This is a genomic window from Streptomyces sp. NPDC001070 (genome assembly GCF_053598835.1).
The window spans coordinates 343262-357927 of record NZ_JBSFLB010000001.1 but is presented as its reverse complement, the minus strand read 5'-3'; the positions used below and the strand labels follow the sequence as shown (position 1 = coordinate 357927).

Here is a 14666-nt window from a genome sequence, read left to right as displayed (position 1 = left end):
GTCGGCACGTGGCGAGGATCCCGGGGGAACACCGCGAACTGACCGTCGGCCAGCTGAGCGGGCGCAGCGGCGCCGCCGTCTCCGCGCTGCACTTCTACGAGGCCAAGGGCCTGATCGGCAGCCGTCGCACGCCGGGCAACCAGCGCCGCTACACCCGCGACACCCTGCGCCGCGTCGCCTTCATCCGGGCCGCCCAGCGGGTCGGCATGCCGCTCGCCGCGATCCGCGAGGCGCTGGACGGCCTGCCCGAGGGCCGTACCCCGGACCGGGCGGACTGGGCGCGGCTCTCCGCGGGCTGGCGCGCCGAACTCGACGGCCGCATCGAACGGCTCACCCGGCTCCGCGACAGCCTCGACGACTGCATCGGCTGCGGCTGCCTCTCCCTGGACCGATGCGCCCTGTCCAACCCCGGCGACGTGCTCGGCGACCAGGGGCCGGGCGCGCGGCGGCTGCTCGGTACGGAACCGCCGCGCCCCGTCCCGGCTACCAGATCGCGGGCCTGCGGCCGGCCCACGGACGGGCCGCCTCCAGCTGCGCCGACAGCGAGATGAGGGTCGCCTCGTCCCCGTAGCGGCCGCCGAACATCACACCGATCGGCAGCCCCTCCTCCGTCCAGTGCAACGGCACGTTCACGGCCGGCTGGCCCGTGGCGTTGAAGATCGGCGTGAACGGCGTGTAGCCCGCCAGCCCCGCGAACTCCGCGGCCGGATCGTCGTCGTTGCGCAGGCCCGCACTCCCGACGAGTGCCGGGGGCTGCGCCAGCGTCGGGGTCAGGACGAGGTCGTACGAGGAGAGCAGCGCGTCCGCGATCAGCTGCCCCAACGCCCGGAACGCGTACAGCGATCCGGCGAAGTCCGGGCCGCTCACCTTGCCGCCCTCGGCACGCAGGTGCCGCGTGAGCGGCATCAGCAGCTCCTCCTGCTCCGGTGCCACCGGGTAGACGGTGGCCATGACGCCCCACACACGGGTGAAGGCGTCCAGGATCGCGCCGTCCACGGGCAGCTCGATCTCGTCCACCTGGTGGCCGAGTTCGCGCAGCAGCTCCGCGGTGCCGTCGTACGCGGCACGGCAGTCCGGGTGCAGCTCGACCCCCGGCACGGGGGGCTGGGGCAGTCCCACCACCCGCAGCGTGCCGGGCTCGCGGGCGACGTACGAGGAGAACGTCTCGCCCGGCGGCAAGGAGGGCGCGCCGTACGGGTCACCTGGCATCGGGCCCGCCAGCACGTCGAGCAGGGCCGCGGCGTCCGCGACGGTACGGGCGATCGGGCCGCTGCTGCTCAGCCCGCTCACGTCGTGCTGCACAGGGCCCGCGCTGACCCGGCCGCGGCTGGGCTTGATGCCGAACAGACCGCAGACGGAGGACGGGATGCGGATCGAGCCGCCGCCGTCGCTGCCCTGGGCGATCGGCGCCAGCCCGGCGGCGACCGCGGCCGCGGCGCCGCCGCTGGAGCCGCCGGCGGACCGCTCCAGGTCCCACGCGGTGCGGGCGGGCGGGGCCAGCTTGTTCTCGGTGTAGCAGGGCAGCCCGAACTCGGGGGTGTTGGTCTTGCCCAGCAGGATCGTCCCGGCCGCGCGCAGCTTGGCGGCGACGTGGTCGTCGACGTCCGGCACGTGGTCGGCGTACGCCTGCGAGCCCAGCGTGCAGCGCACCCCGGCCACGAAGTTGAGGTCCTTCACGGGGACGGGTACGCCGTGCAGGGGCGACAGGTGCTGGTGCCGGTCCTCGCGGCGGGCCGCCAGCACCTCTGACTCGGCGTCCGCGGCCTGCTTGCGGGCGATTTCCGGGGTGACGGTGATGTAGGCCCCGAGGGTGTCGTTGAGCCGCTCGACGCGGTCCAGGTAGTGCTCCGCGAGTTCCGTGGGGGAGAGCTCCCCGGCCCTGATCGCCTTCCCCTGCTCCAGCGCCGTCAGATCGTGCAGCTCGGCCATGTCCCGGTCCCGTCCCGTCCGCGCGAGGTGGTTCCTGCTTCTGCCGGGGGCATCGTTGCGCTACCGGGCGGTAACTGTCAGCAGTGCGGGTTGTTTGTCGTTTCTGTCGGGGGGCGGGGGTGTTCCGGCGTGGTCGGTGACCGTGGCGCGCCGCGGGTGGTGGGCCGGGGTCGGGGCCTTCGGGCTCGGCCATTCTGGACCGCATATTCACGTGCATGCGGGCACGACCTCGATCTGTCCCGGATGCCGCACACACATATGCGTCAGCGTCCAGAACGCCCTCCCTCCCCCAGCCTTCGGCCGGGGGAGGGAGGGCGGGGCATGCCCGCCGCAGGCGCAAACAACCCGCACACAACCACCGGCCAGCCCGGCGCAGCCGCGCCGCACACTCACCCCGTCGGGACGAGGCCACCGCGGGCGGCCGCGAGTGCCGCCTCCGTCAGAACGGGAACCGGCACCACGATGCCGCAGCGCCCGCACACGGGCCCCGCACCGGGGTAGTGGTTGAGCCCGTTCCGCCACCGCAGGTGCGACTCGCCGCAGACCGGGCACCCCGCCCCCGGCCCCGTGTCGATCGCCGCGATGATGCGCCGCAGTACGTCGGCGAGCCGGTCCCCGGGGTGGACGCGGGGGTCGTCGCACCAGGCGACCCCGTTGCCGCCCCAGGTGCGCCGGTGCCAGTCGTCGAGGGCGCCGGGCTGCCGGATGCCGTAGAACTTCTCCTCTTTGCGGCGGGCGGCGAACTCCTGCTCGTAGGTGAGCCAGACGGCCCGCGCCTCCTCCAGTTCGGCGAGGGCCGCGACGAGCCGGACCGGGTCCGGCTCGCGGTCGTCGGGCGCGATCCCCGCGCCGGTGCACAGGTGGTCCCAGGTTGCACGGTGCCCGTACGGCGCGAAGCGCTCGAGGCACCTGCGCAGGTAGGTGCGGCGCTGGGTGGGCGAGCGCCGGGGATCGCGCACCTGTCTCGCGAGACTTCGGAATCCGGCCATGGTGTGCCACCTCCGTCATCGGTATCGCATCGCTGTCGAATGGACGTAACGGACGGCGTGCCGGATCCATCCCCGGGGCGATGAGTTCCAGCCGTGATGGCGTAGCTGAAACGTGACGCATGTTCACCTTACTCGGTGGTCATATTCGAAGTAACCTGCGTCACACCGGGCTTCGGGAGGAGCGGTCATGCGAGCAAGATTTGACAGGTTCAGGACAAGAGTCAGGACGGCGGCCGCCGCGGCGGTCCTGGCCCTGGGCGCGAGCGTCGTCGCGCCGCTGCCCACGGCGGCGCACGCCGCCCCCGTCACCGACTACTGCCAGGGGCGGTGCTCGGACATCCTGCCGCCGGGCGAGAACGGCAACGCCACGCTCGCCCAGATCCTGCTCAACCAGATCTTCGGCACCCAGCCGGACCATGCGGAGGACCAGCTCGGCCCGTACGCGAACCTGGCCGGCGGGTACCAGAACCTCACCGACGCCACGATGAGCACCTACTTCAACGACGCCTCCTTCGGCATCCCGTCCGGGCAGGTCGCCTCGACGACCTCCCCCCGCAGCGACGTGACGATCACCCGGGACAAGAAGACCGGGGTGCCGCACATCTCCGGAACGACCCGGTACGGGACCGAGTTCGGGGCCGGCTACGCCGCGGCCCAGGACCGGCTGTGGCTGATGGACCTGTTCCGGCACGTCGGACGCGGCCAGCTGACCTCCTTCGCCGGCGGTGCCCCGGCCAACCAGGGCCTGGAGCAGGAGTTCTGGCGCGCCGCGCCGTACACCGAGGACGATCTGCAGGCCCAGATCGACTGGATCGCCACGCAGAACGGGGACCGCGGCCGGCAGGCGCTCGCCGACGTCAACGCCTACGTGGACGGCATCAACGCCTACATCGCCGCCTCCGACAGCGGCCGCTACTTCCCCGGTGAGTACGTTCTGACCGGCCACAAGGACGCCATCACCAACGCCGGCACCATCGAGAGGTTCAAACCCACCGACCTGATCGCCCTGGCGGCCGTGATCGGCGCTCTGTTCGGCACCGGCGGGGGCGGGGAGGTGACCAACGCGCTGTCGCTGCTCGCCGCCCAGCAGAAGTACGGCGTCACCGAGGGCACCCGGGTCTGGGAGTCCTTCCGCGAGCGCAACGACCCCGAGGCGGTCCTGACCGTCCACGACGGCCGGAGCTTCCCGTACGCCGTCCGGCCGGAGAACCCCCAGGGGAGGGCGCTGCCCGACGCCGGCAGCGTGACGGTGGAGCCGCTGGTCTACGACCGGACCGGCAGCGCCGGCACCGCGAAGGCGACCGCGGCGTCCAAGAGCGCCACCACCACCGCGCTGTCGGCGAACACCCGGGGCATGTCCAACGCGCTGCTGGTGAGCGGCGCGCACACCGCGAGCGGCCACCCGATCGCCGTCTTCGGCCCGCAGACCGGCTATTTCGCGCCACAGCTGCTGATGCTCCAGGAGATCCAGGGCCCCGGGATCAGCGCCCGAGGCGCCTCCTTCGCGGGGCTGAGCATGTACGTGGAGCTCGGCCGCGGCCAGGACTACGCGTGGAGCGCGACGACCTCGGCCCAGGACATCACCGACACCTACGCGATGGAGCTCTGCCAGGACGACGTCCACTACCTCCACCACGGCACCTGCACGGCCATGGAGAAGCTGGAGCGCACCAACTCCTGGCAGCCCACCACCGCCGACGGCACGGCGGCTGGTTCCTACCGCATGCAGATCTACCGCACCAAGTACGGGCCGGTGACGCACCGCGCGACCGTCGGCGGCAAGAAGGTCGCCTATGTGGCGCTGCGCAGCTCCTACATGCACGAGGCCGACTCGGTCGTCGGCTTCCAGATGCTCAACGACCCGGCCGCCGTCACGGACGCCGCGTCCTTCCAGCAGGCGGTCCAGCACATCAACTACACCTTCAACTGGTTCTACGCCGACTCAGGGCAGGCCGCCTACTTCAACAGCGGTGCCAACCCGGTGCGGGCCGCCGACGTCGACCCGACCTTCCCGGTGCGGGCCGAGGCCGCCTACGAGTGGCGCGGCTTCGACCCCGCCCACAACACCGCCGACTACACGCCCGCCTCGGAGCACCCGCAGTCCGTCGGGCAGGACTACTACGTCTCCTGGAACAACCGGCAGGCCAAGGAGTACGACGCGGCCGGCTTCGGCAACGGCTCGGTGCACCGCGGCAACCTCCTCGACGACCGGGTGAAGAAGCTCGTCGCGGCGGGCGGCGTCACCCGGGCCCAGCTCACCAAGGCGATGGCAGACGCGGCTCTCACCGACCTGCGCGGCGAGGACGTGCTGCCCGACCTGCTCAAGGTGCTCCGCAGCGGCACGGTCTCCGACCCCGCGGTGTCCGCGGCCGTCACCAAGCTCTCCGACTGGGTCACCGCCGGGGCCAAGCGCAAGGAGACGTCGGCCGGTTCGCACACCTACGCCGACGCCGACGCGGTGCGGATCATGGACGCCTGGTGGCCGCTGCTGGTCCAGGCGGAGTTCGAACCGGGCCTGGGGAGCGAGCTGTACGCGGCGCTGACCGCCGACCTCGCGGTCGACGAGGCGCCCTCGGCCGGGCACGGCCCGACCGGCTCGCACGCCGGCAGCTCCTTCCAGTACGGCTGGTGGTCCTATGTCGACAAGGACATCCGGGCGGTGCTCGGCGATCCCGTGCAGGGCGGCCTGGCCCGCACGTACTGCGGCGGCGGCGACCTCGGGGCCTGCCGGGACGTGCTGACCGGCACCCTCAAGCAGGCCGCGGCCAGGACCGCCGCCCAGGTGTACCCGGGTGACGAGAACTGCTCGGCCGGCGACCAGTGGTGCGCGGACACGGTCATCCACCGCACCCTCGGCGGCATCAAGCACGGCAAGATCAGCTGGCAGAACCGCCCGACCTACCAGCAGGTCGTGGAGTTCCCCGCCCACCGCTGACCCGCCGAGAACGGCCCGCGCGGGCCGGCGACCGGCCCACGGCCTCAGGCCAGGAGCCGGCCCGCGCGCAGCACGATCCGCGCCAGCTCGGGGTGGCAGATGTCGCTGTGCGCCCCGGAGGGCGGTCCGCCGTGGGACACCACTGCGGACGCGTCCACGCTCACGCACCCCGCCTGCGGGAACGCCCCGCGCAGCGCCTCGGCGAGCGGCATGTCCATGGTGTCGTCGACCGCCTTGATGCCGTCGTGGCCCGTCGCGCCCCAGCGTTCGCCGAGGTCGGGGCCGAACCCCCGGTCGTCGCCCGCCAGCCGGGAGGCGATCGGGTACATCGTGCCGAGCGCCATGTCGTGCCGGGAGTAGCAGGACACCACCGGGCCCGCGACCTTGAGCCGGGCGGTGCTCAGCGCTCCGCTGTGCGCGCCGTCGTGGGGCAGCCGGGAGGCGAAGGCGTAGTGCGAGAAGGCGCCCTGGAGCAGGGTCACCGACTTCACGTTGCGGATGCCGTCGGGCAGTCCGCGCAGCGCGTAGGAGACCAGCCGCCCGCCGAAGCTGTGCCCCACCAGGTGGACGGAGAGCGTGGGGTGGGCGCGGGCGACGCGGCCCAGGGCGGGGCCGAGCCCGCGTTCGCCCACCGTCCCCGCCCGTCGCTTCATCGCGTAGTACGTCGCCTGGCGCAGCATCTCCTTGCCGCCGTTCCACAACCGCGTCCAGCCGCCGCCCGCCAGGGGGAGCCCGTGCCCGCCCTCCAGCGCCGCGGCGTACTCGTCGCAGGCGGCCACCGGGTCGCCGCACAGGACGGCCGGTTCCGCCCCCGGCACCCCGTCCGAGGTGTCCTCGGCGCACAGCCCCTGAACGGCCTCCGGCGGCACCCCGGTCAGGCGTCGTACCAGGGCGGCGAACTCGGCGAACGGCTCCTCGCCGTCCGGGCGTTCCTCCAGCAGCTCGCAGATCCGGCGGATCTCGTCCTCGTGACCGGGGAAGACCGTCACCAGCGCGTCGCGGGTGGCCGCGTCGAGCGCCGGTTCGGGTCGTGGTGACGGCGGGCCGGGGAGGAGGGTGTCGAAGTCGGGGATCGGCTCGTCGGAGAAGCGCATGGACGGCCACAGCACGCCCACGTAGCCCATCACCGTGCCGGGCCGGGCGCGGCCCGCGAGCAGGCCGGGGACGGGGGCGAAGAAGCGGTCGTACAGGCGGGTCGCGCCGGAGCGGTCGCTGTTCCAGCCGTGCGAGAAGACCATCAGGTCGGTGACGCCCTCCGCGCCGATGCCCGCCGTGAGGCGGTCGCGCTGCGCCCGGTCGGGGTCGCCGTCCGCGTCGAAGGTCATCTCCCAGTACGGCTCGACACTCATTCCCGGCATGACCGTCCCCCTGGTTCGCCCGGCCCGATGCGGTCGCATCATCCCAATCCGCAGCGGGTCCGGCCATACACCGCGCAGGGGGAATTTCCCCACCTCCCCGGCGTGCCCTTCCCAAGGTCTGACCGACCGCTTAGTATGCCGACGGAGCCGTTCCGAGTCGAAGGAGACGCGATGGAAGCGCTGCGCGATGCCCGGGTGGTCGTCACCGGTGCCGGGGGCGGGATCGGGGCGGCGCTGGCGCGCAGATTCGCCGCCGAGGGCGCGCGCGTCGTCGTCAACGACCTGAACGAGGACGCCGCCAAGGCCGTCGCGGACGAGATCGGCGGGATCTGCGTGCCCGGTGACGCCTCAGCGGTGGTCGAGCCGGCCCGCGCGGCACTGGGCGGGGGCATCGACGTGTTCTGCGCCAACGCCGGTATCGGCAGCATGGCCGGGGCCGAGGCCGAGGACGCCGTCTGGGAGCGGGTCTGGGACGTGAACGTCATGGCGCACGTCCGCGCCGCCCGCGCGCTGCTCCCCGAATGGCTGGAGCGCGGCGAGGGCCGCTTCATCGCCACCGTCTCCGCCGCCGGGCTGCTGACCATGGTCGGCGACGCCCCGTACTCGGTCACCAAGCACGGCGCCCTCGCCTTCGCCGAGTGGCTCGCCGTCACCTACCGCCACCGAGGGGTGCGCGTCCACGCCGTCTGCCCGCAGGGCGTGCGCACCGACATGCTCCGCTCGGCGGGGCACGCGGGCGACCTCGTGCTGGCCCCCACCGCCATCGAGCCGGAGGACGTCGTCGAGGCCGTGCTCCAGGGCATCGCCGACGAGCGCTTCCTGATCCTGCCGCACCCCGAGGCAGGCGCCTACTACGCCGCCCGGTCCCGCGACACCGACCACTGGATCGACGGCATGAACCGGGTGCAGCAGAAGCTGGAGGAGGGGCGCGACGCGTGAGCCCGTACGAGAGCAAGCCCTGGCTGCGGCACTTCGGCGAGGAACTGCACACCCTCCCCGATCCGCCCGCCACCGTGCTGCACGCGCTCCGCGAGGTCGTCGCCCGCGTCCCCGGCCGCACCGCGCTCGCGTACTTCGACGGCCGCCTGTCCTACCGCGAGCTCGACGAGCTGTCCGACGGGCTCGCCCGGCACCTGGCCGCTCGCGGCTTCGGGCGCGGCGACCGGCTGGCGATCGTCCTGCAGAACGTCCCGCAGTTCGTGGTGGCGCTGCTCGCCGCGTGGAAGGCCGGCGGCACGGTCGTGCCGGTCAACCCCATGTACAAGGAGCGCGAGCTCGCCCACGTCCTGAACGACGCCGAGGTCACCGCCGTCGTCTGTTCCGAACGGGCCTGGGAGTCGCACATCCGCCGCACGGCGGCCGGCTCGCCGGTGCGGATCCCGCTGACGACCAGTGAACTCGACCTGCAGAGCAGGAACGACGACCGCGTCCTGCCACAGGACCGCATGCCGGCGGACGACGCCGAGGACCTGCTCGCCGCCGCCCACGCCGGCACGCTCGGCCCCGCGCTGCCCGACCCCGGCCTGACCGCCGACGACATCGCGCTGATCAGCTACACCTCGGGTACCAGCGGCGTCCCCAAGGGCGCGATGAACACCCACGGCAACATCAGCTACAACGCCGACCGGCAGCGCGCGCACAGCGTCCTGCCCGACGGCGCGACCCTCTTCGCACTCGCCCCGCTGTTCCACATCACCGGCATGGTCTGCCAGCTGGCCGCCGGGATCGTCTCCGGTGCGACCGTGGCCCTGGCCTACCGCTTCGAGCCCGGCGTCGTCCTGGACGCGCTGCGCGAGCACCGCCCGGCGTACATGGTCGGGCCCTCCACCGCCTATATGGCGCTCATGGCCCGGCCCGACGCCACCGCCGAGGACTTCGCCTCCTTCCACCTGCTCTACTCCGGCGGCGCCCCCGTGCCGCCCGCCCTGGTCGCCGCCTTCCGTGAGCGCTTCGGCCACTACCTGCGCAACGGCTACGGCCTCACCGAGTGCACGGCGCCCTGCGCCAGCGTTCCGGCCGGGCTGGAGGCCCCGGTCGACCCGGCCTCCGGGACGCTGTCGGTCGGCGTCCCGGGGCCCGGCACGCTCGTCCGGATCGTCGACGACAAGGGCGCCGACGTTCCCTTCGGCGAGCACGGCGAGATCGCCGTCCGCGGGCCCATGGTCGTCCCCGGCTACTGGAGGCAGCCGGAGGCCTCGGAGGCGGCCCTGCCCGGCGGTGAGCTGCGCACCGGGGACATCGGCTTCATGGACGAGGACGGCTGGCTGTACGTCGTCGACCGCAAGAAGGACATGATCAACGCCTCCGGCTTCAAGGTGTGGCCGCGCGAGGTCGAGGACGTCCTCTACACCCACCCCGCCGTACGCGAGGCCGCCGTGGTCGGCGTCCCCGACGCCTACCGGGGAGAGTCGGTCAAGGCCTTCGTCAGCCTCCGCCCGGGGGCCGCGGCGGAGGCCGCCGAGCTGATCGCGCACTGCAGGGAACGCCTCGCGGCGTACAAGTACCCGCGCGAGATCGAGATCCTGCCCGAGCTGCCCAAGACGTCGAGCGGCAAGATCCTCCGTAGGGAGCTGCGCGCACGACGGGATTGAGTCACATACCGGTCGGTATGCTGTCGGGGCGCACCGGTACGGAGAGAGGGCAGGCCATGGCACGGAGCACCACCCCACCCAAGGCGACGGCGACCGCGGTACCCCAGCGGCTGCTCGCCGAGGCCACCCGGCTCTTCGCCGAGCGCGGATACGACCGAACGTCGGTGCAGGAGATCGTCGAGGCCGCCGGGGTCACCAAGGGCGCGCTCTACCACTACTTCGGCAGCAAGGACGACCTCCTGCACGAGATCTACGGACGCGTGCTGCGGCTGCAGATGCAGCGCCTGGAGGCGATCGCCGACAAGGAGACGGCGCCGGTGGCGGACCGCCTGGTCGAGGCCGCCGCCGACGTCGTCGTCACCAGCATCGACAACCTCGACGACACCAAGATCTTCTTCCGGTCGATGCACCAGCTCAGCCCGGAGAAGCAGAAGGCGGTGCGGGCCGACCGCCGCCGCTACCACGAGAAGTTCCGCGCACTGGTCGAGGAGGGGCAGCGCGAGGGCGTGTTCCGGCGGGAGGTCCGGCCGGATCTCGTCGTCGACTTCTTCTTCGGCGCCGTGCACCACCTCGGCACCTGGTACCGGGAGGACGGGCCGCTGTCCGCCGGCCAGGTCGCCGCCGATTTCGCAGACATGCTGCTGCACTCCGTGCGGCAGCCCTGAACCGAACCGGGAGCAGACCGCATGAAGGCATGGCGAGTGCACGAGAACGGGGAGCCGCGGGCGGCGATGCGCCTGGAGGACGTCCCCGACCCGCAGCCGGGCCCCGGTGAGCTGCTCCTGAAGGTCCGCGCGGCCAACGTCAACTTCCCCGACGCACTGCTGTGCCGGGGGCACTACCAGGTGCGCCCGCCGCTGCCGTTCACCCCGGGCGTCGAGTTCTGCGGCGAGGTCGCGGCCGTCGGTGAGGGGGTCACCGGGCACCGGATCGGCGACCGCGTCATCGGCCCGGCCGCGCTGCCCGGCGGTGCTTTCGCCGAACTCGCCGTCGTCCCCGCCGCGAGCGTGCTGCCCGCACCCCCCGCGCTGGACGACGCCGAGGCCGCCGCCCTCCACATCGGCTACCAGACCGGCTGGTTCGGGCTGCACCGGCGGGTCGCGCTGCAGGCCGGCGAGACCCTTCTCGTGCACGCCGCGGCGGGCGGTGTCGGCAGCGCCGCCGTCCAGCTGGGCAAGGCGGCGGGCGCCACGGTGATCGGGGTCGTCGGCGGCCCGGAGAAGGCCAAGGCGGCGCGTGAACTGGGCGCCGACATCGTCGTCGACCGGACGTCCGAGGACTTCGTCTCCGTCGTGAAGGAGGCCACCGGCGGGCGGGGCGCCGACGTCGTGTACGACCCGGTGGGAGGCGACGCCTACACCCGGTCCACCAAGTGCGTCGCCTTCGAGGGGCGCATCCTGATCGTCGGCTTCACCAGCGGCACGATCCCCAGCCCCGGGCTCAACCACGCCCTGGTCAAGAACTACTCCGTCGTCGGCCTGCACTGGGGCCTGTACAACACCAAGGACCCCGCCGCCGTGCGCCGCTGCCACGAGGAGCTCACCCGCCTCGCCGCGGAGGGCGCGATCAAGCCCCTGGTCAGCGAGCGGGTCGCGCTGGACGGCGCCGCCGACGCCGTCCAGCGGGTCGCCGACGGCACCACCACCGGCCGACTGGTGGTCGTCGCCGGCTGATCGCCGGCGGTCGCCCCGGCCGCGGTCTCCCGCGCGCTCACGCGCCGCGCGCGGGATCGGCGGCGGGGATGATCGGCCCGAGCCACAGCCCGCCGCTGACGTCGAGGGTCCGGCCGGTGATCGGCGCGGCGCCGGGGCGGGCGAGGAAGGCGACCGCGCGGGCCACGTCCTCGGGCTCGCCGAGCCGTCCCAGGGCGGTGATCGCGGCGAGTCGGGCGGCGGCCCCGGGGGCGGCGATGAACGCCACCGTCTCGTCGGCGGCCTCCTTGCTGCTCCCGTAGTGGACGGCCACCAGTGCGCCGCCGGCCGCAGCGCCACGGCGCGGCCGATTCCCCGCGATCCGCCGGTCACCAGCGCGGTCCTGCCGGTCAGCGTGCTCATCCCGTGCTCCTAGGCTCGATGCCGGGCCCCGTGGCCGGCGACGGGAACACCATCGCGACGCACGCTGACCGTGCGCGCACCGATCGCGTACCGGCCGCGCACGCACGCGGCTTCCCCGGGGCGGAAGCCCGGGGGAGCCGCGGTCATCCGTCCCCCGTCACGCCTGCTCGGCGTACCGCTTCAGTTCGCGGCGCGCCAGGGAGCGCTTGTGGACCTCGTCGGGGCCGTCGGCCAGCCGCAGCGTGCGCGCGGCCGCGTACAGCTCCGCCAGCGGGAAGTCCTGGCTGACGCCGCCCGCGCCGTGGAGCTGGATGGCGCGGTCGAGGATGAGCCCCACCTTCTCCGGGGTTGCGATCTTGATGGCCTGGATCTCGGTGTGGGCGCCGCGGTTGCCGACGGTGTCCATCAGCCACGCGGTCTTGAGCACCAGCAGCCGCAACTGCTCGATCTCCACCCGCGCCTCGGCGATCCACTGCTGCACGACGCCCTGCGCCGCCAGCGGCTTGCCGAAGGCGACCCGCGCGGTGGCGCGCCGGCACATCAGCTCCACCGCGCGCTCGGCCATGCCGATCAGCCGCATGCAGTGGTGGATGCGGCCCGGCCCGAGCCGCGCCTGGGCGATGGCGAAGCCGCCGCCCTCCTCGCCGACCAGGTTCTCCGCGGGCACCCGCACATCCCGGAAGAGGACCTCGGCGTGGCCGCCGTGGTCCCCGTCGTCATAGCCGAACACCCGCATGCCGCGGCGCACTTCGAGACCGGGGGTGTCCCGCGGCACGAGGATCATGCTCTGCTGGCGGTGCCGCTCCGCGGACGGGTCCGTCTTGCCCATGACGATGAAGATCTGGCAACGGGGGTTCATCGCACCGGAGATGTACCATTTGCGGCCGTTGATGACGTAACTGTCGCCGTCCCGCTCGATCCGCGTCTCGATGTTGGTGGCGTCCGAGGAGGCGACGTCGGGCTCGGTCATCGCGAAGGCCGAACGGATCTCGCCCGCCAGCAGCGGCTCCAGCCAGGTCTTGCGCTGCTCCCCGGTGCCGAACTCGTTCAGCACCTCCATGTTGCCGGTGTCGGGCGCGGCGCAGTTGAGGGCGGGCGGGGCGAGGTGCGGGCTGCGGCCGGTGATCTCGGCCAGCGGCGCGTACTGGAGGTTCGTCAGGCCGGCGCCGCGCTCTCCGGGGAGGAAGAGGTTCCACAGCCCGCGCTCGCGGGCCTTCGCCTTCAGCTCCTCCACGACCGGCGGCGCGGACCAGACCGCGTCGCCCTCGGCCTCCTCGCGCTGCAGGTGGAAGAGCGGCTCCGCCGGGTAGACGTGCTCGTCCATGAAGGCGAGCAGCCGCTCGCGCAGTTCCTCGGTCCTGGCGTCGTACGCGAAATCCATGGCTCAGCCTTCCTGAAGCGTCCGCAGGCCGTTGTCGATGAAGGCCGGGACCAGGGCGCCGATCCGGTCGAATCCGGCGCCGAGGGTCTGGCCGAGGGTGTAGCGGTAGTGGATGCCCTCGAGGATCACCGCGAGCTTGAAGTACGCGAAGGCGGTGTACCAGGCGACGGAGGACACATCGCGCCCGGAACCCGCCGCGTAGCGCTCGATCAGCTCGCCGGGCGACGGGTGGCCGGGCGCGCCGCCCGTGACGGAGACGGGGGTGCCCGGGGTGGGCCGCAGCTCGCTGTACATGAGCAGCAGGCCGAGGTCGGTGAGCGGGTCGCCGAGGGTGGACATCTCCCAGTCGAGGATGGCCCGCACGGTGTCGTCCGAGCCGACCAGGACGTTGTCGAGCCGGTAGTCGCCGTGCACGACCGCCGCCGGTCCGGAGTCGGGCAGGCGCGTGCCGAGCAGCGCCGCGAGTTCGTCGATGCCGGGCAGCTCACGGCTGCGGGAGGCGTCGAGCTGCTTGCCCCAGCGGCGCAGCTGCCGCTCCAGGAAGCCGTCGGGCCGGCCGAAGTCACCCAGTCCCGCCGCCTCCGGGTCCACGGCGTGCAGCGCGACCAGGGTGTCCATCAGGCGCAGCACGATCTCCCGGGTGCGCTCCGGGCCGAGCGCCGTGAGCTGCCGCTCGGTGCGGTACGGGGTGCCCTCGACGAAGTCCATGACGTAAAAGGGCGCGCCGATGACCTCCGGGTCCTCGCAGAGCAGCACCGCTCCGGGGACGGGAACCGGGGTGTCGCGCAGGGCGCTGATCACGCGGTGCTCGCGGGTCATGTCGTGCGCCGTCGCCAGGACGTGGCCGAGCGGGGGCCGCCGGACGACCCAGCGCGAGATGCCGTCCGTCACCGCGTAGGTCAGGTTCGACCGGCCGCCCTCGATGAGCTCGCCGTCGAGCGCGCCCGCCACCAGCCCGGGCCGTACGGCGTCCAGATGCCGCCGCAGTCGCTCCAGGTCGAGTCCCGGTGGGTTCTCCGTCCCGCTCATCCTTGCTCCTCGCCACTGCCAAAGCTGTCCGGGCTATCATGCCGACCAGTCGGTATGTAGTCCAGTCCGCCGCCCCGGCCACCGCCGTAAAAGGAGGTGCCCGGTGTTTCCGGCGCTGGAAGACTGACGCCATGATCCCGCCCGCCGCCCTCGGCTCCCTGTGCGGACTGGCGGGAACACCGTCGCGGGGCTCGGCGACATGGACACCACCTGTGCCGTCGCCGGCGGCGTCATCGCGGCCCGCACCGGTGTCGCCGGGCTCCCGCCCGCCTGGCACCCGGCGCTGGGGCAGCTGCGCGGCTGGGTCCCGCCGGGGCCCCGCGAACCGGCGTAGCGGCACCGACCTGCGCGTTCTTGACGGGCACCCGGACGACACCTAGGGTCGCGTTCTGATGGACGT

Annotated in this window: 13 protein-coding genes; 7 read left to right on the top strand and 6 right to left on the bottom strand. The window is 73.1% G+C overall.

The window, feature by feature from the left end:
- Positions 1-8 precede the first annotated feature (8 nt).
- Positions 9-551, top strand: coding sequence for a redox-sensitive transcriptional activator SoxR (gene soxR, locus ACWDAS_RS01715; protein WP_450386416.1), 543 nt, complete (start codon positions 9-11; stop codon positions 549-551).
- Here soxR and ACWDAS_RS01710 read toward each other — a convergent pair.
- Positions 484-1929 (bottom strand): amidase, encoded by a 1446-nt coding sequence (locus tag ACWDAS_RS01710; RefSeq protein WP_450386415.1) that lies wholly within the window; start codon positions 1927-1929, stop codon positions 484-486. The two genes, soxR and ACWDAS_RS01710, sit on opposite strands and share 68 nt — an antisense overlap.
- Positions 1930-2318: 389 nt before the next feature.
- Positions 2319-2918: a hypothetical protein gene (locus ACWDAS_RS01705; protein ID WP_450386413.1), complete on the bottom strand. Its 600-nt coding sequence runs from the start codon at positions 2916-2918 to the stop codon at positions 2319-2321.
- 187 nt (positions 2919-3105) lie between these two features.
- Here ACWDAS_RS01705 and ACWDAS_RS01700 point away from each other — a divergent pair, with 187 nt between their 5' ends.
- Entirely contained in the window at positions 3106-5853 is a 2748-nt protein-coding gene (locus ACWDAS_RS01700) for a penicillin acylase family protein (RefSeq protein WP_450386412.1), read from the top strand.
- 44 nt (positions 5854-5897) lie between these two features.
- On the opposite strand, the gene ACWDAS_RS01695 is transcribed toward ACWDAS_RS01700, so the two are convergent.
- Positions 5898-7202 (bottom strand): serine-threonine protein kinase, encoded by a 1305-nt coding sequence (locus ACWDAS_RS01695; RefSeq protein WP_450386411.1) that lies wholly within the window; start codon positions 7200-7202, stop codon positions 5898-5900.
- 180 nt (positions 7203-7382) lie between these two features.
- Between ACWDAS_RS01695 and ACWDAS_RS01690 the strand changes: the two genes are divergently transcribed.
- Genes ACWDAS_RS01690 through ACWDAS_RS01675 form a run of 4 tightly spaced genes read left to right on the top strand, consistent with a single transcriptional unit; the run spans position 7383 to position 11475 of the window.
- Positions 7383-8150, top strand: coding sequence for an SDR family oxidoreductase (locus ACWDAS_RS01690; RefSeq protein ID WP_450386409.1), 768 nt, complete (start codon positions 7383-7385; stop codon positions 8148-8150).
- Entirely contained in the window at positions 8147-9802 is a 1656-nt protein-coding gene (locus ACWDAS_RS01685; RefSeq protein WP_450386407.1) for a long-chain-fatty-acid--CoA ligase, read from the top strand. Before ACWDAS_RS01690 ends, ACWDAS_RS01685 begins: the two co-directional genes overlap by 4 nt.
- 56 nt (positions 9803-9858) lie before the next feature.
- Positions 9859-10467 carry a TetR/AcrR family transcriptional regulator gene (locus ACWDAS_RS01680; protein WP_450386405.1) on the top strand — a complete coding sequence of 203 codons (609 nt, stop codon included), beginning with the start codon at positions 9859-9861 and terminating at the stop codon, positions 10465-10467.
- Between the two features lie 21 nt (positions 10468-10488).
- Complete coding sequence (locus tag ACWDAS_RS01675) at positions 10489-11475, top strand: NADPH:quinone oxidoreductase family protein (protein WP_450386403.1); 987 nt, start codon at positions 10489-10491, stop codon at positions 11473-11475.
- A gap of 37 nt (positions 11476-11512) precedes the next feature.
- Here the strand turns inward: ACWDAS_RS01675 and ACWDAS_RS01670 are convergent, their stop codons facing one another.
- The 3 genes from ACWDAS_RS01670 to ACWDAS_RS01660 all read right to left on the bottom strand — a co-directional run bounded on the left by ACWDAS_RS01670 (position 11513) and on the right by ACWDAS_RS01660 (position 14266).
- Complete coding sequence (locus ACWDAS_RS01670; protein ID WP_450386401.1) at positions 11513-11767, bottom strand: SDR family oxidoreductase; 255 nt, start codon at positions 11765-11767, stop codon at positions 11513-11515.
- A gap of 246 nt (positions 11768-12013) precedes the next feature.
- Positions 12014-13237, bottom strand: coding sequence for an acyl-CoA dehydrogenase family protein (locus ACWDAS_RS01665; RefSeq protein WP_450386399.1), 1224 nt, complete (start codon positions 13235-13237; stop codon positions 12014-12016).
- A gap of 3 nt (positions 13238-13240) precedes the next feature.
- Positions 13241-14266, bottom strand: a complete 1026-nt coding sequence (locus ACWDAS_RS01660) for a phosphotransferase family protein (RefSeq protein ID WP_450386397.1) — start codon at positions 14264-14266, stop codon at positions 13241-13243.
- A 199-nt stretch (positions 14267-14465) separates the two neighbouring features.
- Between ACWDAS_RS01660 and ACWDAS_RS01655 the strand changes: the two genes are divergently transcribed.
- Positions 14466-14600, top strand: coding sequence for a hypothetical protein (locus ACWDAS_RS01655; protein ID WP_450386395.1), 135 nt, complete (start codon positions 14466-14468; stop codon positions 14598-14600).
- The last annotated feature ends 66 nt before the right edge of the window (positions 14601-14666 follow it).